The organism is Stenotrophomonas sp. NPDC077461 (genome assembly GCF_049545475.1).
Taxonomy (GTDB): domain Bacteria; phylum Pseudomonadota; class Gammaproteobacteria; order Xanthomonadales; family Xanthomonadaceae; genus Stenotrophomonas; species Stenotrophomonas nematodicola.
In genome coordinates this window covers 230,731-253,983 of the sequence record NZ_JBMWDO010000006.1, presented here as the reverse complement: position 1 = coordinate 253,983, position 23,253 = coordinate 230,731, and the positions used below count along the sequence as shown (strand labels likewise).

Genomic DNA, 23,253 nt, shown 5'->3' with positions numbered 1-23,253 from the left:
CCCAATCCCCTGCCGATCCCCGGCGCTGCCAGCGGTAGGCCATCCACGCCTCCCCCGTTGGCGCCATTGGAACAGACTCCCGGCGTGGAAGATAGGTGCAACGTACGGTCGCATCGCTGCAACGGCAGGGACTTGTGAACAACCTGAATGGCGTTCAGAGTACGCGGGCGCCAGTCCGGCGCCGCGCGCTCACCATCCAAGGGGGAATAGATGGGCGAATACTATCTGGGCCAGATTGTCATGGCCGGCTTCAATTTTGCACCGAGGTCCTTTTTGCCCTGCAACGGCCAGCTGCTGCCGATCTCGACCAATCAGGCCCTGTTCTCGCTGCTTGGCGTCCAGTACGGGGGAGATGGACGCACGACCTTCGGCCTGCCGGATCTTCGCGGCCGGGTGCCGGTGTCGGCAGGTCCTTCCGTCGATGCCACCTGGCAACCGCAACCTCTCCAGGCCGGCAATAGCGGCGGCGCGGAGAACATCACCCTGCTCTCGACCCAGATGCCGGCCCATTCGCACCCGGTCCTTGGTGTGAACGCCCCCGGTACCGTCCGCAATCCGACCGGCGGCGTCTATGCCGGCACCGGTACCGGCCCCAAGCTGTATGCCGCGCCAGGCAACACGCGGGTTGCGCAGGCCCCGGAAACGGTGGGCTTGGCCGGCAGCACCCAGCCGCACACGAACATGCAGCCGTTCGCGGTCATCAACTTCTTCATCTGCGCGCAGGCGGGCATCTATCCGCCGCGCAGCTGATCTTTCCAGGAGCACGCACCGATGACCACGCCTTTTGTCGGCGAAATCCGCATGTTCGGATTCAACCGCGTTCCTGCCGGATGGCTGCCCTGCGATGGCCGCGTCCTGTCCATCGCGGACAATGAAGTGCTGTACACGCTGCTGGGCACCACTTACGGCGGCAACGGTTCCACCAACTTCGCCCTGCCCGACCTGCGTGGCCGCCTGCCCCTCCATCAGGGAACCGGTGTCGGTCTCACGCCGCGTTCCATCGGCCAGGTGGGCGGCGCCGAGCAGGTCACTCTGACCCAGGCGCAGATGCCCGCGCATACCCATGCGTTGTCGTTGACCACCGCAGCCGCCACCGCCGACCTGCCCTCGCCCTCCGTGGTACCCGGCTCTGTCAGCGGCGAAACCTATTACGTCAGCGATACCACCGGCGGCTTGGCAATGACACTGGCGCCAGCGTCGGTGACCGCTGCAGGCGGCAACCTGCCGCATGAGAACTGCATGCCCACCCTCACCGTGCAGTACTTCATCGCCACCCTCGGCATCTACCCGACGCAGAGCTGACTTCCTCCTTCGCAAGGCGCAGAGATCACACCATGAGCGATTGCTTCCTCGGCGAAATCCAGATGTTCGGATTCCCCTACAACCCCAGTGGCTGGGCCTTCTGCAACGGTGCGATGGTACCGCTCCGGCAGAATCCGGCCCTGTACTCCCTGATCGGCACCCGCTTCGGCGGCGATGGGCAGAACACGTTCCAACTGCCCAACCTGACCACCCGCGCGGCCACCTCGCAGGGCAGCGGCCCCGGGTTGAGCCAGCGCGACATGGGCGAGGCGTTCGGCGTCGCCGGCGTCAGCCTGACGCTCAACGAGCTGCCCGCCCACACGCATGACCTGGTCGCTTACGCGCAGGCCGCGGCGAAGCGCGTGGCGACGCCGGTCGCCAACGGCGCGCTGTCGATGCCTGGCTCAAACGCCATCAAGTCCTTCAGCAGTGCGCCGCCGAATACGTCAATGGCGCCCAACATGCTGGCGCCCAGCGGCGGCGGTGGCGCACACGAGAACCGGCAGCCGTACCTGGCGGTCAATTTCTGCATCGCCCTTGAAGGCCAGTTCCCCTACTTCGAATGATCCAGGCGGACACCCTGGCGCCGTTCCCGCCGGAACGGCGCCCTGCACTGGCCGGCGTCGCCGGCGACACGACGTGGGCCTGGCGCGCGCTGGGCCGCGCCGACCTGCCGTGGCTGGTGGCGCTGTACGCCACCACCCGCGCGCAGGAACTGCAGCCCGTGCCTTGGCCGGAGACGGTCAAGCAGCAGTTTCTGGCCCAGCAGTTCGTGGCTCAGCACCAGCACTACCTGGGCCAGTACCCGCAGGCGCACTATCTGGCCATCGACGTCGACGGGCAGGCCGTGGGCCGTGTGTATCTCGACGAATGCGGTGAGGATGATCTGCTGGTGGACATCAGCCTGTTGCCGGCCTGGCGTGGGCGCGGGCTGGGCACGGCGCTGATCCGGCGGCTGCAGCAGGCCGCGGCGATGCGGGGACGCGGCTTGCGCCTGCATGTGCAGGTCCACAATCCGGCGGCACGCCGACTCTACGAACGGCTGGGCTTCGTTGCCGGCGGCGATTCAGGCCAGCAGACCCATGTGGCGATGCGCTGGTCCGGCCTCAGTTGAACACGGCCTGGTAAAGAAAGCCGGCGCGCTCCTGCGCGATCGGGACCAGAAAGATGCCCACCTCGCCCACGCGCGCATGGCGCATCGCGAAGATCTGTTGCGGGAACACGATCGGGGCCGCATTGCGGAACAGCAGCGAGAACGGCACGCGCAGCGCATCGGGGCGTGCGTGTTTCAGCGGCCGCGCCTCGACCAGCACGAAGTCCACCTGCATGCCCTGCAGGTCCACGGCGAACGTTTCATCCACGCAGCCTGCAAAATGTTCCAGCGTCAGCAGTTCCATGCCCTGTCCCCTGTCGGCACACCGCGCGTCGCGGCGGCGATCATCCTCGTTGCTGCGCGTGCCGCGCGCAAGGTGCGTGCAGGCGCGTGGTGCGCCTGCACGCAGGGGCATCACGCGGCCAGCGCAGCGTCGATCGCCGCCACCAGACGGGCGTCATCGGCCGGCACATCCGGGGCGAAGCGCGCGATGACCTGGCCGTCGCGGCCGATCAGGAACTTCTCGAAGTTCCACAGCACGGCCGGCGCCGGATTGACCACCAGATCCGGGTACTTGGCCACGGCACCCTGCAGCTTCTCGCGCATCGGGCCTTCGCCCGTGGCAGCCGGCTGGGCGGCGGTGAGTTGCTGGTACAGCGGGTGGATGTCATCACCGGCGACGCTGATCTTGGCAAACAGCGGGAAGCCGACGTTGTATTCCAGCTGGCAGAACTGCTGGATTTCCGACTCGCTGCCCGGCTCCTGGGCCAGGAAGTTGTTGGCCGGGAAACCCAGCACTTCCAGGCCGGCCCGCTGCTTCTCGGCATACAGCGCCTGCAGGCCTTCGTACTGCGGGGTCAGGCCGCACTTGGAGGCGACATTGACCACCAGCAGCACCTTGCCGCGGTAATCGGCCAGCGAGGACGGCTGGCCTTCGATGGTGGTGACGGGAATGTCGTAGACGGTCTGGCTCACGGGAGATCCTTGCAATGGCAGGTTGGCGGCACAGCATACCCGTGCCGGCGACGGGTCAGTCGACGCAGATCGTGCCCTGTGCCACGCCGTTGTCGATGCGTTGGTGGCAGCCGAAGTTCTGGCTGATGTCGCGCTGGCAGACACCGCGCGCGGTGGCACCGGCCACCAGCCCGGCGCCCTCCGGGGCAAGGCACTGGCCGTTGCAGTCGGCCTTGCCGCCGCAGGCCTTGCCGGCATCGGCATAGGGCACCACGCAGTGGACATGCTGCAGGCGGCCGAGCGGTCTGGCGTCACCGCCGGCGGCCTCGCATTCGGCACGCTGGGCGGTCGTCGCGGCGGTCTCCACGCTGGCCGCAGGCACGCCGGAACCGGCGGCATGTGGCGCACTGCTGCACCCGGCCAGCACCCACAGCAGGAACATCATCAACACACTGCGCATCGGCGCATTCCTCATGTCGGTGCCGACGTGGTGTCGTCCACGCCGGTGTCGTCGTCATCACCGGCCGCATCGGCCAGCAGCAGATCGGTCTGCTCGCTGCCCAGCGATTCCACGCCGCGCAGTCGCCGTTCGATGGTGCGGGTCTTGCGGCTGGCTTCGCCCAGGCTGCGCCCGACCGTACTGATCTGCTTTTCGGCCTTTTCCAGGATGCCGGCGAACTTGCCGAACTCGCTCTTCACCGCGCCCAGCAGGCTCCACACCTCGCTGGAGCGCTGTTCGATGGCCAGCGTGCGGAAGCCCATCTGCAGGCTGTTGAGCAGCGCGGTGACCGTGGTCGGCCCGGCCACCACCACGCGGTGCTCGCGCTGCAGCAGGTCCACCAGGCCCGGGCGGCGGATCACCTCCGCATACAGCCCTTCGGTGGGCAGGAACATCACCGCGAAGTCGGTGGTGTGCGGCGGCACGATGTACTTGTCGCAGATCGACCTGGCCTGGACTCGGATCGCGCGTTCCAGCTGCGCGCCCTGCACGCGCACGCCCTCGGCATCGCCCTGCTCCTGGGCATCAAGCAGGCGCTCGTAGTCCTCACGCGGGAACTTGGAGTCGATCGGCAGCCACACCGGGGTGTCCTCATGACCACGGCCGGGCAGGCGCACGGCGATGTCGACCATCTCACCGCTGTCCGGACGCACCTTCACCCCACGCGCGTACTGCTCCTGGGTGAGGGTCTGCTCGAGGATGTTGTCCAGCTGCACTTCGCCCCAGCTGCCGCGGTTCTTGACGTTGGTCAGCACGCGCTTGAGATCGCCGACGCCGGTGGCCAGCTGCTGCATCTCGCCCAGCCCGCGCTGGACCTGCTCGAGCCGGTCGGAGACCAGCTGGAACGATGCGCCCAGGCGCGCTTCGAGCGTGGTCTGCAGTTTCTCGTCCACGGTCACGCGCATCTGGTCGAGCTTCTCGGCATTGTCGGTCTGCAGGCTCCTGAGCTGTTGCTCCAGGGTGGCACGCATTTCGCCGATGCGCTGTTCGTTGCGCTGGGTCATGTCCTGCAGGCGCTGGCCCAGGGTGTCGCCGAGGCGCTGCTGCGACTGTACGTTCTCCTCACGGCCCTTGCGCGCGTCCTCGGCCAGGGTCTGGCGCAGCGCGGCCATGTGCCCATCGGTGCGCGTGGTCAGCTCCAGCAGCTGCTGGCCGAACGCGTCGATGCGCGCCTGCTGCTGCTGGCCGAACGCTTCCAGCTGCAGGCGCACGTCGTGCAGCCGCTGCGCCAGCAGATCGCCGGTGCGCTGCTGGGCCAGGCCATGTTCCTCGCGCGCCTTGCGCGCGTCTTCGCCCAGCGCGTCGCGCAGCAGGTCCAGGCGCTGGTCGGTGCGGGTGGACAGATCGGTCAGCGCGCGGGCGAAGCTCTCCAGCCGCGCATCCTGTTGCCGGCCCAGCCCTTCGAGCTGCTCGCGCAGCTCGCCACGCCCGACCCGGGCTTCATCGCGCAGGGCCTGCTCCAGGCCGCCGTGCTGGGAACGCCGCAGCAGGAGGATCAGCTGCAGGATGAGGACGGCGCACAGCAGGCCGCCAAGCAGAAGGAATTCGGTTTGCATGCCGGCAAGTGTAGGCCGTGCCGGTCTCAATGGCTGCGCCGCTGCGGACCCGGCGAACCGGGCCGCAGCCGTCACCGCAGGCGCGGCCGGGTTACAGGTGGGTGATCACCTGGTCGCGGGGCAGCCGCGACTTCGGCAGGTGGGCGTTGAAGTTGGCCTCGCTGCCGTATCCCAGCGCCACCAGCACCACACTGGTCAGACCGCGTTCGGCCAGGCCGAGCTCGGCATCCAGCACGGCCGCATCGAACCCTTCCATCGGCGTGGCGTCGATGCCGTGCACCCCCGCCGCCAGCAGCAGCGTGCCCACCGCCAGGTAGGTCTGCTTCTGCATCCAGTGCTGCACATCGCCCAGCGTGTGGCGGTGCAGGTCCACGTAGTGGTGCAGCGCGCCGCGCTGGCCCTCGCGCGCCTGCGGCGTCGGGTAGCGGCCATCGGCGGCTTCCTGCTCGATCACCTGCGCCAGGTACGCATCGTCAATGGCGGTGCGCGTGGCGAACACGATCACGTGCGAGGCATCGGTGATCTTGGCGGTGTTGTACGGCTGGTTGGGCTGGGTGGCGCGCGCGATGCGGGCGCGCGCCTCGGCGCTGCCCGCCACCAGGAAGTGCCACGGCTGCGCGTTCACCGACGACGGCGCGTGGTGCAGCACCTCGAGCAGGTCTTCCAGCACCGCCGGCGGCAGCGTGCGGGTGGGGTCGTAGGCCTTGGTGGTGTGCCGGCGAAGGGCAACAGAAGCGAGGGTCATGGGAACAGGGTCCGGTACAGGGTCGGCAAGGGGGGTCAGAAGCCTTCGAGGACCAGCTTGCCGCGCGCGCGGTGGCTCTCGATCAGGGCATGGGCACGGCGCAGGTTGGCGGCATTGATGCGGCCGTAGTGCTCACCGAGGGTGGTGCGCAGCACGCCGGCATCCACCAGGTCGGCCACGCGGTCGAGCAGCGCATGCTGGCGCTCCAGATCGGGCGTGGTGAAGCTGGACCGGGTGAACATCGACTCCCAGTGCAGCGACAGGCTCTTGCGCTTGAGCGCCATCACATCCAGTTGGCCGGGGTCGTCGATCAGGGCCAGCTGGCCCTGCGGCGCCAGCGCGGCCACGATCTGGTCGTAGTGCTGGTCGGTATGGGTGAGGCTGGCCACATGGTCCACCGCCGCGATGCCCAGTCGCGCCAGGCCCTCGGTCAGCGGCTGGGTGTGGTCGATCACATGGTGCGCGCCCAGTGCATATACCCAGTCCTGGGTATCCGGTCGCGAGGCGGTGCCGATCACCGTGAGCCGGGTCAGCTGGCGCGCCAGCTGCACCAGGATCGAGCCCACGCCACCGGCCGCGCCGACCACCAGCAGGGTCTGGCCCTCGCCATCGCCCTCGGCGATGCGCAGGCGGTCGAACAGCAGCTCCCAGGCGGTGATCGCGGTCAGGGGCAGCGCCGCGGCGGCGGCATCGTCCAGGCTGGCCGGCTTGCGGCCGACGATGCGCTCGTCCACCAGCTGGTACTCGGCATTGCTGCCGGCCCGGCCGATCGCCCCGGCATAGAAGACCGCGTCGCCGGGCTGGAACAGGCGGACCTCGCTGCCGACCGCGTCGACGATGCCGACCGCGTCCCAGCCGAGCACCCGCGGCCCGTCCACGGCCACGCCGTTGCGTACCTTGGTATCGACCGGGTTGACCGAGATCGCACGGACCTGCACGCGCAGATCGCGCGGCCCCGGCTCGGGCAGCGGCAGGGTGATGTCCACCAGCGCGCGCGGGTCGCTGATCGGCAGGCCATGTTGGGTGTAGGCGACGGCTTTCATCGAAGCGCGGTCCGTTGGAAAGAGGCGCACAGCGTGCGCTTCACCGGCGCGCCGGAAAAGGCGCAAAATCGTTCAGCACTTTCACTCCTGGAATGAAAATGGTCCGTGTTGACGACCTGGCCCTGTTCGTCCGCACCGCGGCACTGGGCAGCTTCTCCAATGCAGCGCGCGAAGCCGACCTGCTGCCCGGCCAGGTTGCCGCGGCGGTGGCGCGGCTGGAACGCGAACTGGATCTGCGGCTGTTCGTGCGCTCCACCCGCAGCCTGCGCCTGACCGCCGAAGGCGCGCTGTACCTGCCCTACGCCCAGGATGTGCTGGCCACCCTGAGCGAAGGCCAGGCACGGGTGCGCGGCGAGGATGCCGAACTTCGCGGGGTACTGCAGGTGGCCGCGCCGTCGGACCTGGGCCGCCACCTGCTGCTGCCGTGGTTGACCGAGTTCCGCGCCACGCATCCCAAGCTGCAGCTGCGGCTGCGGTTGTCCGACCAGGTCGCCGACGTGTTCCGCGATCCGGTCGACATCGCCTTCCGCCTTGGTCGCTTCGATGACGCCAGCTACGTGGCGCTGCCGCTGCTGCCCGGCAACCGCCGGGTGCTGGCGGCCGCACCCGGCTACCTGGCCCGGCACGGCACGCCCACCAGCCTGGAGGCACTCAAGGACCATCACTGCCTGCTCTACCAGCTCGCCGGCCGTGCCTACGACCGCTGGAACTTCGAGGCAGACGGCCGCCGGGTGGTGGTGCCGGTGCGGGGCAACATGATCTGCGACGATGCCGACGTGGTGCGGCGCTGGGCCGTGGCCGGCGAAGGCATCGTGTTCAAGTCGTGGCTGGATCTCCGCGAGGACGTGCGCGCCGGGCGCCTGCAGGTGCTGCTCGATGGCGCCGGCGACAGCCTGCCATTGAACCTGGTGTGCCCGCATCGCAAGCAGTTCTCGCCGGCGATCCGGCAGCTGCACGCACTGTTCGAGCGCCGCCTGCAGCCCCTGCTGGAGGATCTGCCGCAGCCGGCGGGCTGACGCTATCGGGAACCGCAGCGGTGCCGGACAATGGCGCTCCCCCGTTGTCGAGTCGCCGCCATGCCGTGGATGGGCATCCAGGATCTGTGGACCTTCGTTGCTGCCGTGCTGGTGTTCCTTGCGCTGCCCGGCCCGGGGACGTTCACCCTGCTGACCGCCACCGGGCGCGGCGGCGCCCGCGGCGGCTACACCGCCCTGTTCGGCCTGCTGCTCGGCGACCAGATCCTGATGTGGCTGGCAGTGGCCGGCGTGGCCGCGCTGCTCAAGGCCAACCCGCTGGTGTTCCACGCGGTGCAGTATCTCGGCGCGGCCTATCTGGTCTGGGTCGGCATCGGCCTGCTGCGGCGTCCACGGCCGGCAGGCGAGGAAGGCGAGGAAGGCGGCATCCGCCTGCGGCCGGGGCACTACTTCCGGCAGGCGCTGCTGATCAACCTGCTCAACCCCAAGGCGATCATCTTCTACATGGCATTCCTGCCGTTGTTCATCGACCCGACGCGCCACCAGGGCGTGATGACGTTCGCGAGCATGGCGGTGATCATCTTCGTCATGGGACTGGCCTACTGCTCGGTGCTGATCGGAGTGGGCAACCTGTTGCGCCGTCGGATTCTTCAGCATCCCCGCATAGGACTTTTGCTGAAACGCGTCGCCGGTATCTTCCTGATCGGATTTGGCGTGCGCCTCGGCGTCAGCGGCTGACGCCCCGCCACGTGGGCCGATGCGCGTCGCCTGGGCGGTGCTGCCTGCGCTGGGAAATAGTCACGGTCATCCAGACGCTGCACTTCAATCAATAACTTGAGATTCCCCCACCCCCCTCACGGGGTGTCCAATCGGCGCCATCGCCCCACGGCCGCTGCGTTGCGGCCGCGCGCCCCACGCGAGTAACCGATGCCTCCCGTGTACTTCGTGCAGCACCTGGCCGGACATGACGAGCGCCTTCTCGGCATGGACACCGGCCGTATCGATCTGGCCCATCCTGCCGTCTGCCGCATCCTGGCGGACCTGCAGCCGCTGGACCGGATCGACCTGCGCGCCTGCCGTTTCGACTGCCAGGCCAGCCTGGCGCAGGCGCTGCACCGGCGCATCCGCGACGCCGAGGATGCCGCGCAGGGCTGGCGGATGTTCGACGAGCACGGCGTACTCCGCTGCAAGCGCTTCCCGGGCGATGCCCAGGTGATCGTTCCGCATGGGCTGCCGCGCGACGACGAGTGGCTGCGCCTGCTGATGGCTACCGCCGCCGAGGCATCGGGCTGATGCGCAGCGCGCTCAGTCGGTGCGTCGGGCCTGGCGCAGGTGGTCGATGAACACCCGCAGTTTCGGCGCCATCTGTTCGCGCGCCGGGTAGTACAGGTGGAATCCGGCGAACGGCGGCTGCCAGTCCTGCAGCACCGCCTGCAACCGGCCCTCGGCGACATCGCTGGCCACCACGGCGTCGAACGCCTGCCCCATGCCGAGGCCGGCGCGCACGGCGGCGTGGATCAACGCCGCATCGTTGAACACCAGCCGGCCACTCACCTCCACCTCGAAGTCGCGGCCGGCGTGGCTGAATTCCCAGGCCATCAGACGGCCGTTGCTGCGCCGGTGCACGATGCACGCATGCCCGACCAGATCGGCCGGCGTGTCCGGCGTGCCGTGGGCGGCGAAGTAGCCCGGCGTGGCCACCACCACCTGCCGCTCCAGCGGACCGATCGGCACCGCGATCATGTCCCGCGCCAGGCATTCGCCCAGCCGGATGCCGGCATCGAAGCCGCCGGCGACCAGGTCGACCAGCGCCGGCTCCACGAACAATTCCACCTCCACCTGCGGATAGCGCGCCATGAATGCGGGCAGGTGCGGCAGCACCAGCAGTTCCGCCGCGATCCGCGGCACGTTGATGCGCAGCTTTCCGGCCGGCACGTCGCGCACGCTGTCCAGGTCCTCGAACGCCGCGTCGATCTGCGCCAGGCCGTCGCGCACCCGCGCCAGGAAGCGCGCACCGTGCTCGGTCAGGCCGACCCGGCGGGTGGTCCGGTGCAGCAGACGCACGCCCATGCGGGCTTCCAGCGCGCGCACGGTCTGCGACAGCGCCGAGGGTGAGATGCCCAGGTCGTCGGCTGCACGGGTGAAGCTGGCATGGTGGGCCACGCGGGCGAACGCGACCACGGCAGACAACGGCGGCTGGGAGGACATTGTGAAGCCTGCCTTCAAGGTCGATGTGGCGAACACCGGTTTATCCACATGGTACAGCGGAGGATGCTGTGGGTCCGGCGCGTGCAGGCGCCGCCCTTCCCCCGCTTCCGGAGCATTCCCATGCAGACCCGTTCCCTTGGCCGCCACGGCCCCACTGTTTCCGCACTCGGCCTGGGCTGCATGGGCATGAGCGCCTTCTACGGGGGCCGTGGCAGCGATGCCGACGCGACCGCGGTGATCCACCGCGCGCTGGAGCGCGGCGTGACCCTGCTCGACACCGCCGACATGTACGGCCCGCACACCAACGAAGTGCTGGTCGGCAAGGCCATTGCCGATCGTCGCGACCAGGTGTTTCTGGCCACCAAGTTCGGCATCAAACTGGAGCCCACCGACACCCGGGCGCGCAGCGTGGATGGCCGCCCCGAGTACGTGATCGCCGCCTGCGAGGCCAGCCTGGCGCGGCTGGGCGTGGACCACATCGATCTTTACTACCAGCACCGCGTGGACGGCACCGTGCCGATCGAGGACACCGTGGGCGCGATGGCGCGGCTGGTCGAACAGGGCAAGGTACGCTTCCTCGGCCTGTCCGAAGCCGCGGCGGCCACGATCCGCCGCGCACATGCGGTCCACCCGATCACCGCCGTGCAGACCGAGTACTCGCTGTGGTCGCGCGATCCGGAGCACAACGGCGTACTGCAGACCGTCCGCGACCTGGGCATCGGCTTCGTGCCCTACTCGCCGCTGGGCCGTGGCTTCCTGACCGGCGCGATCCGCAGCCCGGCCGACGTCGACGCCGACGACTACCGCCGCCAGTCGCCACGCTTCCAGGGCGACAACTTCGCGCGCAACCTGGCCCTGGTCGACGCGGTCAACGCGATGGCCAGCGCCAAAGGCATCACCCCGGGGCAACTGGCGCTGGCGTGGGTACTGGCACAGGGCCAGGACCTGGTGCCGATCCCGGGCACCAAGCGGCTCGCCTACCTGGAGGAAAACCTCGGCGCGCTGCAGGTGCAGCTGGGCGCGGACGACCTCGCCCGCATCGATGCGATCTTCCCGCCCGATGCCGCTGCCGGCCCGCGCTATGCCGCCGCGGCAATGGCCACGCTGGATCGCTGAGCGCGTTCGTCCGGCCCTGCCCGCGCCAGCCCCCAGGGCGCGGTGCTTTGTGCCGGTTTCGTCAAGCTTCCCCCAGTCATGTGCTCATGCACGGACCGGGGGACGCTTGGCAGTAGTAATGCTGCACCGCGTTCGGTAAAACTCGCAGACTTGTCGTTAACAGTCACCACCGCGAGGCCCCATGTCGTTGCTCCGGCGCAAGTCCCTAGACACCGTCACCGTTCATGAAGCCGGCAGGCGACTGATCCCCACCCTGAGCTGGCCGCACCTGATCGCGCTGGGCATCGGCGCCATCGTTGGCACCGGCATCTACACGCTGATCGGCGTGGGCGCCAACCTGGCCGGCCCGGCCGTACTGATCTCCTTCGCCATCGCCGGCGCGGTGTGCGCCTGCGCGGCGCTGTCCTATGCCGAACTGGCCACGATGATGCCGGCCGCCGGCAGCGCCTACACCTACAGCTACGCCGCCCTCGGCGAAATGGTGGCCTGGGTGGTGGGCTGGAGCCTGATCCTGGAGTACTCGCTGGTGGTGAGTACGGTAGCGGTGGGGTGGTCCGGCTACGCGGTCGGCTTCCTGCACGGCTGGGGCATTGATCTGCCGCTGATGCTGACCGCCGGCCCGCATGTGGAGGGAGGCTTCATCAACCTGCCGGCGGTGCTGATCACCTTCGTCGTGGCCGGCATGCTGATGGCCGGCACCAAGGAGAGCGCGACCCTCAACGCGGTCCTGGTGGTGGTCAAGATCATTGCGCTGACCGTGTTCGTGGCGATCGCGCTGCCGCACTTCGACACCAGCCACATGGACCCGTTCATGCCGTTCGGCTTCGCCAAGTCGGTCGGCGAAGGCGGCGTCGAGCGCGGCGTGATGGCGGCGGCGGCGATCATCTTCTTTGCCTTCTACGGCTTCGATGCGATTTCCACTGCCGCCGAGGAAACCAAGAAGCCCGACCGTGACCTGGCGATCGGCATCATCGGTTCGATGGTCGGCTGCACCATCATCTACGTGCTGGTCGCGCTCGCCGCCGTCGGTGCGATGAGCTACACCATCTTCGGCCAGAGCGCCGAGCCGTTGGCGCTGATCCTGCGTGAGCTGGGCAGCCCGGGCGCGGCCAAGTGGATCGGCGCGGCGGCGGTGATCGCCCTGCCGACCGTGCTGCTGGCCTTCCTGTACGGGCAGAGCCGCATCTTCTTTGTCATGTCGCGCGACGGCCTGCTGCCGCGCGGCCTGTCCAAGGTCAGCGCGCGCACCGGCACCCCGATCGCCACCACGCTGTTCACCGCGGTGCTCGTGGCTGCGCTGGCCGGTGTGGCCCGCCTGGACGAGATCGCCGCGCTGGCCAACGCCGGCACGCTCGCCGCCTTTACCGCCGTCGGCCTGTGCCTGGTGGTACTGCGCGCACGCGAGCCCAACCGCGAGCGCAAGTTCCGCACGCCGCTGGCCTGGGTCGTCGGCCCGCTGGCGGTGATCGGCTGCGTGTACCTGTTCTTCAGCCTGCCGACCACCACCCAGCTGTACTTCCTGGGCTGGAACATCCTGGGCCTGATCGCCTACTTCGCCTACGGCCGCCGCAACGCAGTACTGGGCAACGCCTGACAGGCAAACGGCGTGCCCACATCCCGTAGCGCCGGGCGCTGCCCGGCTGCTTTTGCCTGACCGTGAGACCACCGGCGCCGGAACCAAGCCGGGTAGAACCCGGCTCTACGACGGGCTGCTTTCGCCTGCCGATGAGGTCCACGGCGCCGGAGCCAAGCCACCCGTAGAGCCGGGCTCTGCCCGGCTGCTTGTGCCTGACCGTGAGACCACCTGCTCCGGAACCAAGCCGGGTAGAACCCGGCTCTACGGCGGGGCTGCTTTTGCCTGCCGATGAGGTCCACGGCGCCGGAGCCAAGCCACCCGTAGAGCCGGGCTCTGCCCGGCTGCTTGTGCCTGACCGTGAGACCACCTGCTCCGGAACCAAGCCGGGTAGAACCCGGCTCTACGACGGGGCTGCTTTCGCCTGCCGATGAGGGCCGCGGCGCCGGAACCAAGCCACCCGTAGAGCCGGGCTCTGCCCGGCTGCTTGTGCCGGACCGTGAGACCATCGGCGCCGGAACCAAGCCGGGTAGAACCCGGCTCTACGGCGGGCTGCTTTCGCCTGACCGTGAGACCACCGGCGCCGGAACCAAGCCGGGTAGAACCCGGCTCTACGGCGGGCTGCTTGTGCCTGACCGTGAGCCCACCGGCGCCGGTACCGAGCCGGGTAGAGCCCGGCTCTACGGGGCTGCGGCCAGTGCGGTGGCGTGGTCCTGCGCCTGCTGCATCACGCGCAGCAGGTTGCCGCCCCAGATGGCGGCGATCTGCTGCCGGGTGTAGCCCTTGCGCAGCAGCCACGCGGTGATCTTCGGCAGTTCGCTCACGTCCTGCAGATCGGCCAGGCCGCCACCGCCATCCCAGTCCAGGCCGATGCCCACGTGATCGGGGCCGACCACCGTCAGGATGTGCTCGAAGTGGGCGAAGAAGTCGTCAAGCGTGGCCTTGCGCACCGGATGCAGGCGGTCCAGTTCGGCCTGCACCTGGGCCAGCTTGACGCCCTGCGCCATGCTCAGGGCATCGTAGCCCCCCCATTGGTCGATCGCGGTCTTCTCGGCCAGCGCGCGGGGTTCGTTCTTGCCGATGTCGATCAGATACCCGCCGTAGGCGTTGACCTGGATCACGCCGCCGGCCTTGGCCAGGCGCTTCAGACGCGCATCGTCCAGGTTGCGCGGGTGGTCGTAGATCGCCTTGGCCGAGCTGTGCGACAGCACGAACGGCACCGGCATGCGCTCGATCAGGTCGTCGAACACCGCGTCGGAGGCATGCGACTGATCGATCACGATGCCCAGCCGCACCGCCTCGTCGACCAGCGCCTTGCCGGCCGGACTCAACCCCTTCCACTCGGCGCCCTTGGGATCGGTGGCCGAATCGGCGAACTCGTTGTTGGCGAAGTGCACCGTGCTGAGCAGGCGCAGCCCGGCACGGTGATAGAAACCGAGCAGCGTCGGGTCATCCACCAGCGGGCTGCCGTTCTCCATGCTGATGTAGACCACGCGCTTGCCGGCCGCCTTGATCCTGGCGGCATCGGCAGCGGTCAGCGCGAGCTGGAAGGTCTCCGGCTGTGCGGCGAGCATTTCGCGGATCTCCATCAACCGCAGCAGACCGGCGTCGCGGTCCTGCTGGTGAGCGGCCGCACTGCGGTCGCCCTGGTCGGTGTAGATCGCCCAGAAACCGCCATCCAGCCCACCTTCGACCATGCGCGGGTAATCCACCTGCGACAACGCGTTGTGGTCATGGCGCTGGGCGATGTCGAAGCCCTCGCGGTGGAAGTTGGCCGGCGTATCCAGGTGGCTGTCCAGCGTCAGCAGCGTGCGCTGCAGCGCCGAGGCCCGGGCCAGTTCCTGCGGAGTGAACTCGATCGCGTGGGCGGCCAACGGCGTGCACAACGCCAGCGACACCAGCAGGGACAGACTGCGCAACGTCATGACGCCTCTCAACATTCGGGAAGCGTCAGACCATAGCGCCGCAGGCACAGCGAACGGTAGTGCCGGCCGCTGGCCGGCACCTGCAATCCCCGGTGGTGCCCAAAGAGCCGACCTGCCGCCGGCCCTGCGTCAGTCGAGGACGCGGCAGAACACGGCCTTGAGGTAGCGCGATTCCTGCACGTGGGCCATGAACGGATGGTCCGGACCGGCGCCAGCTACCTTGAGGATCTGGATGGTGCGGCCGGAATAGAAGGCCGCGCGGCGCAGCATGTCCAGGAACTGGTCCTCGGCCACCAGGCCGGTGCACGAGAACGTGGCGAACAGGCCACCGGGCTTGACCACACCCAGCGCCAGCTTGTTCATGTCCAGGTACTTCTTCAGGGCGGTGATCACCTGGTCGCGGTCACGGGTCATCTTGGCCGGGTCCAGGATCACCACGTCGTACTGCTCACCGCGGTTGGCCGCATCGCGCAGCCACGGGAAGATGTCGGACTGCACGAACTTCGGGCGCACATTGTTGAGGCGCGAGTTGCCCTTGGCGATGTCGATCACATCCTCGTCGATGTCGATGCCGACCACCTCGGACGCGCCGCGCACCGCGGCATACACCGCAAAGCCGCCGGTGTTGCAGCACAGGTCCAGCACGGATTTGCCTTCCACCTGCCGGCTCAGCCACTCGCGGTTCTCGCGCTGGTCGGCGAAGAACCCGGTCTTGTGCGCCCCGGCCGGATCGGCACGGAACTTCACCCCGTACTCGGTGATCACCGACGCTTCGGTGGTGGTGTTGCCGTGGAAGTCGAAGCTCTCCTGCTTCTGCACGTGTTCGTCGGCGAAGCTGTGGAAGCGGCAGCCCGGGAACTGCTCGCGCAGCGCCTCGTAGATCCATTCGCGGTGGCGGAACATGCCGGCGGCGAAGAACTCCACCACCACCAGGTCGCCGTAGCGGTCCACCACCAGGCCGGACAGGCCATCGCCTTCGCTGTGCACCACGCGCCAGGCGTTGGAGACATCATCCAGCTTGAGCACGTCACGACGCAGCGACACCGCCTGGGCGATCTTGCGCGAGAACCAGCCAGCGTCCACCGGGATGCGCTGATCGGTTTCCAGGATACGCACGGCAATGCGCGAATGACCGTTGTAGAACCCCCGGCCGATCCACTCCCCGTCCACGCCGACCACATCGACGATGGCACCGGGCTTGGGCCGGACGGCAGGCTTTTCGACCAGTTTCTGGAAGATCCACGGGTGGCTGGAGCGCCAGGCGTTCTTGAGGCGGACTACGGGGGCGGGGGCATTGTTCATCGGCCTATTGTAAACGGGCGCCGCCCCGGCCCGGCAGGCCGGCGATTTGACGCCGGCCCGAACAGCCCGCAGAATCGGCGCCAGAAGGGGAGTAGCTCCCAGACGTTGTCGCCGTCAATTCGAGCCCGCAGGCTCCGGTGCAACGGCAGTCCCACCCATCGGGACTGCGAGCGAGACCTTCGCCGCATGGCGAAGCTCTGTCCCCGGATCCCCCCGATCCTCCGTTGCAGATCCTCGCCGTCCGGCTTGAGGCTTTTTTCTTTTCCCAACGGATAAACCCATGCAGACGATCGGTAATTTGTGGTTGTGGGGCGGCTTCGGCGCGGTGGTGGTCATCGCGCTGCTGGTCGACCTGGTATTGATGCGCCACGGCGGCCCGCACAAGGTCACCTTCAAGGAGGCCCTGTGGTGGTCCATCGGCTGGGTCGCCCTGGCCCTGGCCTTCAACGGTGGCCTCTGGTACTACCTGAACGAGACCGCGGGCCAGGTCGTGGCCAACAAGGTCGGCCTGGAGTTCCTGACCGGTTACCTGGTCGAGAAGGCCTTGGCGGTGGACAACATCTTTGTCTTCCTGATGATCATGGGCTACTTCGCGGTGCCGGAAGAACAGCGCCAGAAGGTGTTGATCATCGGCATCCTGGGCGCGATCGTGCTGCGTACGATCATGATCTTCGCCGGCAGCGTGCTGCTCACCAAGTTCCATTGGCTGCTCTATGTGTTCGGCGCGTTCCTGCTGTTCACCGGCTGGAAGATGTGGTTCTCCGCCGGCCAGGAGCCGGACCTGGAGACCAACCCTGCCCTGCGCTGGATGCGCAGGCACCTGCGCCTGCTGCCCGACTATGCCGGCAATGCCATGAGCGTGATGCGCGACGGCAAACGCTGGTACACCCCGCTGTTCGTGGTGCTGATCCTGATTGCCGTCACCGACGTGATCTTCGCCGTGGACAGCATCCCGGCCATCTTCGCCATCACCACCGACCCGTTCATCGTGCTGACCTCGAACGTGTTCGCGGTGCTGGGCCTGCGCGCGATGTTCTTCCTGTTGGCCGGCATGGCCGATCGCTTCCACCTGCTGCCCTACGGTCTGGCCCTGGTGCTGGCCTTCATCGGCGCCAAGATGATGCTGATCGACATCTTCAAGATCCCCACCCCGATCTCGCTGGGCGTGGTGGCCGTCATCATCGCCGCCACGGTGGTGCTGAGCCTGAAGAACCCGCCCAAACAGGACGGCCACGCCTGACCCCGGTTGCCGCCTGCGGGATTGTCCCGCAGGCGGCACCTCTCTCTCCCATCGCGTTGCCCTTGTGTTCAGCCCGGGCGACGCAATCCCTAAGGGTATGAACGCCAACCTGCCCCTGCCTGCCGGCGAGCCGCCGGCTCCGTCCCGTACCGACCGCGGTCGTGTGATGCGGGCCTTCAACCTCAGCCTGGCCTTCGTGCTGGTGCTGGTGGCGGTGTTCACCGCCCAAGGTCATTTCGACTGGCGCCCGTGGGCAGTCGCCCCGCTGGACAAGGCCGGCCTGCTCGGCATTCTTGGCGCGCCGTTGCTGCACGGTTCGGTCCAGCACCTGGGCGCCAACGCGGCAGCCCTGCTGATCCTCGGCACCCTCGCCGGCAGCGTCTATCCCAAGGCAACCCTGCGCGCATTCCCGCTGCTGTGGATCGGTTCGGGCCTGGGCGCCTGGCTGCTCGGCGACATCGGCAGCCGCCATCTCGGTGCCAGCGGCATCACCCACGGCCTGATGTTTCTGGTGTTCGTCCTCGGCCTGCTGCGCCGCGACCGGCCCGCCATCGCCGCCGGCCTGATCGCCTTCCTGTTCTACGGCAGCATGCTGCTGACCATTCTTCCGCACGAGCCGGGCGTGTCCTGGCAGTCGCACATGGGCGGTGCCTTTGCCGGCATCGTTGGCGCCCTGCTGTTCCGCCTGTCCGACCCGATGGCGCCGCGCAAGCGCTACAGCTGGGAGGACGAGGACGAAGACGACCTCGCCCCCATGCGCGACAACGACCTGGAACCTCCCTCCCCGCAAGGCGTGCCGGTGCTGTGGCAGCCGCGCGAAGGCCAGGACTACGTCGTGATCCCGTTCCGTAGACCCGAAGATCGACGGTAGTGCCGGCAATGACTAGCGTTCGGTGTCGACCGCTTGGCGGCCCAGCGCCGGGTCATCGGTGAAGAACGCATCGATGCCGGTCGCCAGGTAGGCACGCATCTCGGCCACGGACCCGGCGGCGTTGCGCGCAGTGGTATCGCCGGTGCGGAAGTCGGCGGCCTGGAAGGCGTTCTCCGGTCGGAAGGTATACGGGATCACCATCAACCCGGCCGCATGCGCGTCGCGCACCAGCGCGGTCGGCGTGCCCAGCTTCCCGGCCGCATCCAGCGGAATCACCATGCGCAGGTTCGGTCCGATGCCGTCGGCATAGGTCGCCACTTCGCGCAGGCCCGCCGGTGTGATCAGGTCTGCATAGCGTTGGCTGCCCTTGGCGGCCAGCACATCGCCGGGCTGCTGCGCCGGGTCGCCCAGCAGTTGCAGCAGGCGGATGTTCGACGCGCGGCCGATCCTGCCACGCAGGTAGCGCAGGTTGCCGACCTCGAAGGACTGGATCGTCACCGGCGCCACGCGGGTGTAGGCATTGCCCTGCAGCGCGGCCAGCACCGAGTCTTCCATCGGCAGGCCGATGCTCGCGAAGTAGGTACCGTGCTTGATCTCCGGCACCAGCCCGATGCCGCGGTTGGCGCGGCCGGCCTGCTGCACCAGGAAGGCGATGATCTCGTCCAGCGTGGCGATGCGGAACTGCCCGTCGAACGCGGTGCTGCGCAGCTGCGGCAGCCGCTCGCGGGCGTACAGCGTCTTCAGCTCGGCCAGGGTGAAGTCTTCGGTGAACCAGCCCTCGATGCGCTCGCCGTCGATGGTCTTGACCGTCCTGCGGCTGGCGAACTCCGGGTGTGCGGCCACATCGGTGGTGCCGCCGATCTCGTTCTCGTGCCGCGACACCAGCACGCCGTCCTTGGTCATCACCAGGTCCGGCTCGATGTAGTCCGCACCATCGGCGATGGCCTGGGCGTACGACGCCAGGGTGTGCTCGGGCAACAGCGCGCTCGCACCGCGGTGGCCGTACACGGCCGCCTTGAGCGGCGCGGGAGAGGATTCAGCGCTCATGGCCACCGATGGTGCCACGGCCAGCGACAAGAGCAACGCACAACCCCACAACGACTTCGACACCGCAAACCCCTGTTGATGCGGCCCGCGCCAGCGCGGCGGGGCGTGGAAAGGACGGGCGTAGTGTGGCGATGCGGTGTGACAGCGGGAAGTACGCGGCTACTTGCCGATGCAGAAGCTGGAGAAGATGCGTCCCAGCAGATCGTCCGCACTCATCCGCCCGGTGATCTCCCCCAGCGCCTCGTGGGCCAGGCGCAGTTCCTCGGCGGCCAGTTCCAGGTGCTCATGCACCAGCTCGGCCTCGGCGCGCCCGGCATGGCCGATGGCCTGGACGATGGCCTCCACATGCCGCGCGCGCGCGGAGAACTCGCCGTCCACGCTCTCGCCGGCACCGCCGCTGGCCAGCTCGCGCAGCCGCGCGTGCAGGCGGTCCAGCCCCATACCGGTGGCTGCCGACACGTGCACCACATCCGGCGCTGCATCGGCGGGCCATTGGGCCAGCAGGTCACTCTTGTTGTGGATCCACAGCTGCTGCGGCACCGCATCGACGGCATCGCCGATGGCGACACGTCCGGCCTGCGGATCGCGCGCATCCAGCACGATGATCGCCAGGTCGGTGCGCTGCATCTCCGCGCGCGCGCGGCGCATGCCTTCGCGTTCGATCGCGTCACCGCCGTCGCGCAGGCCGGCGGTATCGACCAGGGTCAGTTCCAGCCCGTCAATGCGGATGGTTTCGCGCAGAGTGTCGCGGGTGGTGCCGGCGATGTCGGTGACGATGGCACGTTCGCTGCCGGCCAGCGCATTGAGCAGTGAGCTCTTGCCGGCGTTTGGCGGTCCGACCAGCACCGCGTGCAGGCCGTCGCGCAGTTTGCGGCCGCGTTCGGCGTCGTCGCGCAGCCGCCCCATCGCGCGCAGCGCCTCGCCCAGGCCGCCGCGCACCTGCTCGCCACCGAGGGTATCCAGCGGTTCGTCGGCGAAGTCGATGGCTGCTTCCACATGGATGCGCAGCAGAACAAGCTGTTCTGCGACCTCCTCCACGCGGCGCGAGAACACCCCGTCCAGCGAGCGCCGGGCCGCGCGCGCTGCGCGGGTATCGCCGGCGGCAATCAGATCGGCGATGGCCTCGGCCTGGGCCAGGTCGAGCTTGCCGTTGAGGAACGCCCGCTCGCTGAACTCCCCGGGCCGCGCCTGCCGCGCGCCCAGCGCGATGCAGCGCGCGACCAGCTGCTGCAGCACCACCGGGCTGCCATGCCCCTGCAGCTCCACCACGTCCTCGCCGGTGAAGCTGTGCGGTGCCGGGAACCACAGCGCGATGCCGTCGTCGATCACCTCCCCCTGTGCATCGCGGAAGCGCGCGTAATGCGCGTGCCGCGGGCGCAGCGCGCGCACCCCGATCGCCTGGGCGATGGTCGCTGCGTGGGGGCCGGACAGGCGCAGCATGCCCACGCCACCGGCGCCGGGTGCGGTGGCGATGGCCACGATGGTGTCGGGGGCTGCGGACATGGGGCGGGCTGCTGTGTGCGGTGGATCGGGGCATTCTACGGATCACACCGGTGCGCGGGCCGCAGATGCGGGAAACCCGCCTTGCGGCGGGTTTCCCGGGTCCGGTTGCCCGGTTACTTCTTGTTGGCGGGTGCGGCGGTGGCGGGCACCGGGTCGCTGCCGTGGCGCTTGGTCATCCACCACTGCTGCAGCAGGCCCAGGCCGCCGTTGACCACCCAGTACAGCACCAGACCGGACGGCATGAAGGCCATCATGACGCCGAAGATCAGCGGCATCATCTGCATCATCTTGGCCTGCATCGGGTCCATGCCCGGCGCGGGGGTCAGCTTCTGCGTGGCCCACATCACCGCCACGTTGATCACCGGCAGGATGAAGTACGGGTCGCGTGCGGTCAGATCCTGGATCCAGCCGAACCACGGTGCCTGGCGCAGTTCCACCGACTCCACCAGCACCCAGTACAGCGCGAAGAAGATCGGCATCTGGATGAGGATCGGCAGACAGCCGCCCATCGGATTGATCTTCTCCTTCTTGTACAGCTCCATCATCGCGGTCTGGAACTTCTGGCGGTCATCGCCATAGCGTTCCTTCAGCTGCGCGATGCGCGGCTGGAAGCGACGCATCTTGGCGCCGCTCTTGTACTGCGCGGCCGACAGCGGGTACAGCACCAGCTTCAGCAGGATCACCAGGCCGACAATCGCCCAGCCCCAGTTGTTGACGACCTTGTGCACCTGGTTCAGGACCCAGAACAGGCCCTGGCCGATGATGGCCATCAGCGAGAAGCGGCTGTAGTCGACCACGCGGTCCAGGCCCGGCACGTCTTCCTTGGCGATCTGGTTGACCAGCTTCGGGCCCACCCACAGGCGTGCCTCGGAGCTGACCTGCTGGCCCGGTGCGACGGTGAAGGCCGGGCCGGTGGCCTGGATCTGGTCGCGGCCGTCATGCTGGGACAGCGCGTAGTTCGCGGCCTGATCTGCCTGCGGGATCCACGCGGTGAAGAAGTGGTGCTGCAGCATGGCGATCCAGCCACCGGTGACCTGCTGGTTCAGCGGGCCGTCTTCCAGATAATCCTTGAAGGCACGGCGCTGGTACTTCTTCTCGGCATCGAACCAGGTCGCGCCGTTGAAGCTGAACGAGTCCGGGTTGGTCATGCTGCGCGACAGGATCGTCGGGGTGCGGTCCAGGGTGCGGTAGACGTAGCCGTTCCACGGGGTGGTGCCGGCGTTGATCACTTCATCCTTGATCTTCACCGCGTACTCGTTGCGGCTGACCGTATACGTACGGCGGATGCTGACGCCATTCGGGCCATTCCACACGAACGGGATCTGCAGTTCGTTCTGGCCCTTGGCCAGTTCGAAGGTCCTGGCGTCGCCGACCAGGGTGAAGCCGTTGGCTTCCGGCACCGGCATGCTCTTGTCCTGGCTGGTCCAGCCACTCACCGCGCGATACGGGTGGGTGGCCTCTTCGGTCAGCAGGCGCACCGGCGGGCTGCCATCGTCCTTGGTCTGCGGGAACTGCAGCAGCTCGGCGTCCAGCACCGTGCCGCCATCCAGCACCAGACGCAGCACGTCGGTGGTAACGGTGACGCGCGGGGCGCCGGCGGCAGCCTGGGCGGTCGCCGGGGCCGGGGCGCTGCCCGGCGCGTGCGGCACCGTGGCGCCCGGTACGGCGCCGGCGGCGGGCACCGGGCCCTGGGTCTGGGCGGCCACCGGCGCGGTCGCCGGGGCGGCCTTGTCGCGGCCCCACTCCATCCACAGCAACACGGCCACCATCAGCCAGGCAAAGATCAGGAAAACGCGGGTCTGGTTCATCAGCGTGGAGGCTCGGCGTGGCCGGCACGCGATGCCGGCTCGGACTGGGAAAGGGATGCAACGCCCAGGGGCGGCGGCATTGTGCCGTCCGCGCCCGGCATGGGCAATGTGCCAAGGCGGCGCAACAGGCGCTCGAAGGCCTGGCGGATCTCGGCATTGCTGGCGGTACGGGCAGCGCTACGGGCGACGACGACGTAATCGCCGGCACTCATCCACGGCCGTAGATGGCGTGTGGCATCGCGCAGCACACGCTTCACTCGGTTGCGACCCACGGCTCGGGGATCGACTTTGCGCGACACCGCAAGACCCAGCCTGGCCGGAGAATCGCTCTTCAGCCAGTGCAGGGTCATCAGCGGATCGGACACACGGCGGGCGCCGTTGAAGACCGTTGTATATTCGGCACGCGTACGAACCCGCGCAGAGCGAGGAAATCGCTTGCGCGGGTCGGAACTGCTCACAGTCTGGATTGCGTCTGCCGCGGGAAGCGGCATTGC

General features: G+C 68.4%; 23 protein-coding genes and 1 pseudogene. 11 read left to right on the top strand and 13 right to left on the bottom strand.

Annotated elements, in window-relative coordinates; all coding sequences use genetic code 11:
* The first annotated feature begins 210 nt into the window (after positions 1-210).
* Genes ACPEH8_RS12860 through ACPEH8_RS12845 form a run of 4 tightly spaced genes read left to right on the top strand, consistent with a single transcriptional unit; the run spans position 211 to position 2,416 of the window.
* Positions 211-750 (top strand): phage tail protein, encoded by a 540-nt coding sequence (locus tag ACPEH8_RS12860; protein WP_136006839.1) that lies wholly within the window; start codon positions 211-213, stop codon positions 748-750.
* 21 nt (positions 751-771) lie between these two features.
* Complete coding sequence (locus ACPEH8_RS12855; protein WP_017355192.1) at positions 772-1,302, top strand: phage tail protein; 531 nt, start codon at positions 772-774, stop codon at positions 1,300-1,302.
* A 32-nt stretch (positions 1,303-1,334) separates the two neighbouring features.
* Positions 1,335-1,868: a phage tail protein gene (locus tag ACPEH8_RS12850; protein WP_017355191.1), complete on the top strand. Its 534-nt coding sequence runs from the start codon at positions 1,335-1,337 to the stop codon at positions 1,866-1,868.
* Entirely contained in the window at positions 1,865-2,416 is a 552-nt protein-coding gene (locus tag ACPEH8_RS12845; protein WP_017355190.1) for a GNAT family N-acetyltransferase, read from the top strand. Before ACPEH8_RS12850 ends, ACPEH8_RS12845 begins: the two co-directional genes overlap by 4 nt.
* Here the strand turns inward: ACPEH8_RS12845 and ACPEH8_RS12840 are convergent.
* From ACPEH8_RS12840 to ACPEH8_RS12815, 6 genes are all read right to left on the bottom strand, one after another.
* The gene (locus ACPEH8_RS12840) at positions 2,409-2,699 is read right to left on the bottom strand and encodes a DUF6916 family protein (protein ID WP_017355189.1); all 291 of its coding nucleotides are present in this window, start codon (positions 2,697-2,699) and stop codon (positions 2,409-2,411) included. The two genes, ACPEH8_RS12845 and ACPEH8_RS12840, sit on opposite strands and share 8 nt — an antisense overlap.
* 110 nt (positions 2,700-2,809) lie before the next feature.
* The gene (locus ACPEH8_RS12835; RefSeq protein WP_423666983.1) at positions 2,810-3,370 is read right to left on the bottom strand and encodes a glutathione peroxidase; all 561 of its coding nucleotides are present in this window, start codon (positions 3,368-3,370) and stop codon (positions 2,810-2,812) included.
* Positions 3,371-3,425: 55 nt separating this feature from the next.
* Positions 3,426-3,809: a hypothetical protein gene (locus ACPEH8_RS12830; RefSeq protein ID WP_166473611.1), complete on the bottom strand. Its 384-nt coding sequence runs from the start codon at positions 3,807-3,809 to the stop codon at positions 3,426-3,428.
* Positions 3,810-3,820: 11 nt separating this feature from the next.
* Entirely contained in the window at positions 3,821-5,404 is a 1,584-nt protein-coding gene (gene rmuC / locus ACPEH8_RS12825) for a DNA recombination protein RmuC (RefSeq protein ID WP_017355186.1), read from the bottom strand.
* 91 nt (positions 5,405-5,495) lie between these two features.
* Positions 5,496-6,149, bottom strand: coding sequence for an oxygen-insensitive NAD(P)H-dependent nitroreductase NfsB (locus ACPEH8_RS12820; RefSeq protein ID WP_017355185.1), 654 nt, complete (start codon positions 6,147-6,149; stop codon positions 5,496-5,498).
* Between the two features lie 35 nt (positions 6,150-6,184).
* A complete protein-coding gene (locus tag ACPEH8_RS12815) occupies positions 6,185-7,192 on the bottom strand; it encodes a zinc-binding alcohol dehydrogenase family protein (protein ID WP_136006829.1) in 1,008 nt (335 codons plus the stop codon).
* Positions 7,193-7,284: 92 nt separating this feature from the next.
* Here ACPEH8_RS12815 and ACPEH8_RS12810 point away from each other — a divergent pair.
* The 3 genes and pseudogenes from ACPEH8_RS12810 to ACPEH8_RS12800 form a co-directional block, all read left to right on the top strand.
* Positions 7,285-8,252, top strand: a pseudogene (locus ACPEH8_RS12810) (LysR family transcriptional regulator); the annotation flags it as partial.
* A 16-nt stretch (positions 8,253-8,268) separates the two neighbouring features.
* On the top strand, positions 8,269-8,904 hold the full coding sequence (gene leuE, locus ACPEH8_RS12805; protein ID WP_423667020.1) for a leucine efflux protein LeuE: 636 nt from the start codon (positions 8,269-8,271) through the stop codon (positions 8,902-8,904).
* 189 nt (positions 8,905-9,093) lie between these two features.
* Positions 9,094-9,459 carry a hypothetical protein gene (locus ACPEH8_RS12800; RefSeq protein ID WP_136006826.1) on the top strand — a complete coding sequence of 122 codons (366 nt, stop codon included), beginning with the start codon at positions 9,094-9,096 and terminating at the stop codon, positions 9,457-9,459.
* A gap of 12 nt (positions 9,460-9,471) precedes the next feature.
* On the opposite strand, the gene ACPEH8_RS12795 is transcribed toward ACPEH8_RS12800, so the two are convergent.
* Positions 9,472-10,374, bottom strand: a complete 903-nt coding sequence (locus ACPEH8_RS12795) for a LysR family transcriptional regulator (protein ID WP_262071991.1) — start codon at positions 10,372-10,374, stop codon at positions 9,472-9,474.
* Positions 10,375-10,494: 120 nt separating this feature from the next.
* Between ACPEH8_RS12795 and ACPEH8_RS12790 the strand changes: the two genes are divergently transcribed.
* On the top strand, positions 10,495-11,490 hold the full coding sequence (locus ACPEH8_RS12790) for an aldo/keto reductase (protein WP_423666980.1): 996 nt from the start codon (positions 10,495-10,497) through the stop codon (positions 11,488-11,490).
* Positions 11,491-11,671: 181 nt separating this feature from the next.
* A complete protein-coding gene (locus tag ACPEH8_RS12785) occupies positions 11,672-13,084 on the top strand; it encodes an amino acid permease (protein ID WP_017355178.1) in 1,413 nt (470 codons plus the stop codon).
* A 659-nt stretch (positions 13,085-13,743) separates the two neighbouring features.
* Here the strand turns inward: ACPEH8_RS12785 and ACPEH8_RS12780 are convergent.
* Both ACPEH8_RS12780 and ACPEH8_RS12775 read right to left on the bottom strand, forming a co-directional pair.
* Complete coding sequence (locus tag ACPEH8_RS12780) at positions 13,744-14,988, bottom strand: dipeptidase (RefSeq protein ID WP_017356973.1); 1,245 nt, start codon at positions 14,986-14,988, stop codon at positions 13,744-13,746.
* Between the two features lie 129 nt (positions 14,989-15,117).
* Entirely contained in the window at positions 15,118-16,290 is a 1,173-nt protein-coding gene (locus ACPEH8_RS12775) for a class I SAM-dependent rRNA methyltransferase (RefSeq protein ID WP_017356972.1), read from the bottom strand.
* Positions 16,291-16,570: 280 nt separating this feature from the next.
* Here ACPEH8_RS12775 and ACPEH8_RS12770 point away from each other — a divergent pair, with 280 nt between their 5' ends.
* Positions 16,571-17,530: a TerC family protein gene (locus tag ACPEH8_RS12770; protein WP_017356971.1), complete on the top strand. Its 960-nt coding sequence runs from the start codon at positions 16,571-16,573 to the stop codon at positions 17,528-17,530.
* A 97-nt stretch (positions 17,531-17,627) separates the two neighbouring features.
* Complete coding sequence (locus ACPEH8_RS12765; protein WP_136005802.1) at positions 17,628-18,401, top strand: rhomboid family intramembrane serine protease; 774 nt, start codon at positions 17,628-17,630, stop codon at positions 18,399-18,401.
* A 12-nt stretch (positions 18,402-18,413) separates the two neighbouring features.
* On the opposite strand, the gene ACPEH8_RS12760 is transcribed toward ACPEH8_RS12765, so the two are convergent.
* The 4 genes from ACPEH8_RS12760 to rnpA form a co-directional block, all read right to left on the bottom strand.
* A complete protein-coding gene (locus ACPEH8_RS12760) occupies positions 18,414-19,448 on the bottom strand; it encodes a glycerophosphodiester phosphodiesterase (protein ID WP_051008647.1) in 1,035 nt (344 codons plus the stop codon).
* Between the two features lie 159 nt (positions 19,449-19,607).
* On the bottom strand, positions 19,608-20,951 hold the full coding sequence (gene mnmE / locus ACPEH8_RS12755; RefSeq protein WP_136005800.1) for a tRNA uridine-5-carboxymethylaminomethyl(34) synthesis GTPase MnmE: 1,344 nt from the start codon (positions 20,949-20,951) through the stop codon (positions 19,608-19,610).
* A gap of 113 nt (positions 20,952-21,064) precedes the next feature.
* Complete coding sequence (yidC, locus tag ACPEH8_RS12750) at positions 21,065-22,759, bottom strand: membrane protein insertase YidC (RefSeq protein ID WP_136005798.1); 1,695 nt, start codon at positions 22,757-22,759, stop codon at positions 21,065-21,067.
* On the bottom strand, positions 22,759-23,250 hold the full coding sequence (gene rnpA, locus ACPEH8_RS12745) for a ribonuclease P protein component (RefSeq protein WP_017357096.1): 492 nt from the start codon (positions 23,248-23,250) through the stop codon (positions 22,759-22,761). Before rnpA ends, yidC begins: the two co-directional genes overlap by 1 nt.
* Positions 23,251-23,253 lie beyond the last annotated feature (3 nt).

Bases quoted from the DNA above. Each gene is read 5' to 3' on its own strand.
- ACPEH8_RS12775 (WP_017356972.1), bottom strand. From the start codon at position 16,290: ATGAACAATGCCCCCGCCCCCGTAGTCCGCCTCAAGAACGCCTGGCGC.
- ACPEH8_RS12790 (WP_423666980.1), top strand. From the start codon at position 10,495: ATGCAGACCCGTTCCCTTGGCCGCCACGGCCCCACTGTTTCCGCACTC.
- ACPEH8_RS12785 (WP_017355178.1), top strand. From the start codon at position 11,672: ATGTCGTTGCTCCGGCGCAAGTCCCTAGACACCGTCACCGTTCATGAA.
- leuE (WP_423667020.1), top strand. From the start codon at position 8,269: ATGCCGTGGATGGGCATCCAGGATCTGTGGACCTTCGTTGCTGCCGTG.
- ACPEH8_RS12845 (WP_017355190.1), top strand. From the start codon at position 1,865: ATGATCCAGGCGGACACCCTGGCGCCGTTCCCGCCGGAACGGCGCCCT.
- yidC (WP_136005798.1), bottom strand. From the start codon at position 22,759: ATGAACCAGACCCGCGTTTTCCTGATCTTTGCCTGGCTGATGGTGGCC.
- ACPEH8_RS12830 (WP_166473611.1), bottom strand. From the start codon at position 3,809: ATGCGCAGTGTGTTGATGATGTTCCTGCTGTGGGTGCTGGCCGGGTGC.
- ACPEH8_RS12780 (WP_017356973.1), bottom strand. From the start codon at position 14,988: ATGACGTTGCGCAGTCTGTCCCTGCTGGTGTCGCTGGCGTTGTGCACG.
- ACPEH8_RS12765 (WP_136005802.1), top strand. From the start codon at position 17,628: ATGAACGCCAACCTGCCCCTGCCTGCCGGCGAGCCGCCGGCTCCGTCC.
- ACPEH8_RS12860 (WP_136006839.1), top strand. From the start codon at position 211: ATGGGCGAATACTATCTGGGCCAGATTGTCATGGCCGGCTTCAATTTT.
- mnmE (WP_136005800.1), bottom strand. From the start codon at position 20,951: ATGTCCGCAGCCCCCGACACCATCGTGGCCATCGCCACCGCACCCGGC.
- ACPEH8_RS12795 (WP_262071991.1), bottom strand. From the start codon at position 10,374: ATGTCCTCCCAGCCGCCGTTGTCTGCCGTGGTCGCGTTCGCCCGCGTG.
- ACPEH8_RS12855 (WP_017355192.1), top strand. From the start codon at position 772: ATGACCACGCCTTTTGTCGGCGAAATCCGCATGTTCGGATTCAACCGC.
- ACPEH8_RS12820 (WP_017355185.1), bottom strand. From the start codon at position 6,149: ATGACCCTCGCTTCTGTTGCCCTTCGCCGGCACACCACCAAGGCCTAC.
- ACPEH8_RS12840 (WP_017355189.1), bottom strand. From the start codon at position 2,699: ATGGAACTGCTGACGCTGGAACATTTTGCAGGCTGCGTGGATGAAACG.
- rmuC (WP_017355186.1), bottom strand. From the start codon at position 5,404: ATGCAAACCGAATTCCTTCTGCTTGGCGGCCTGCTGTGCGCCGTCCTC.
- ACPEH8_RS12760 (WP_051008647.1), bottom strand. From the start codon at position 19,448: ATGAGCGCTGAATCCTCTCCCGCGCCGCTCAAGGCGGCCGTGTACGGC.
- ACPEH8_RS12850 (WP_017355191.1), top strand. From the start codon at position 1,335: ATGAGCGATTGCTTCCTCGGCGAAATCCAGATGTTCGGATTCCCCTAC.
- ACPEH8_RS12800 (WP_136006826.1), top strand. From the start codon at position 9,094: ATGCCTCCCGTGTACTTCGTGCAGCACCTGGCCGGACATGACGAGCGC.
- ACPEH8_RS12815 (WP_136006829.1), bottom strand. From the start codon at position 7,192: ATGAAAGCCGTCGCCTACACCCAACATGGCCTGCCGATCAGCGACCCG.
- ACPEH8_RS12770 (WP_017356971.1), top strand. From the start codon at position 16,571: ATGCAGACGATCGGTAATTTGTGGTTGTGGGGCGGCTTCGGCGCGGTG.
- rnpA (WP_017357096.1), bottom strand. From the start codon at position 23,250: ATGCCGCTTCCCGCGGCAGACGCAATCCAGACTGTGAGCAGTTCCGAC.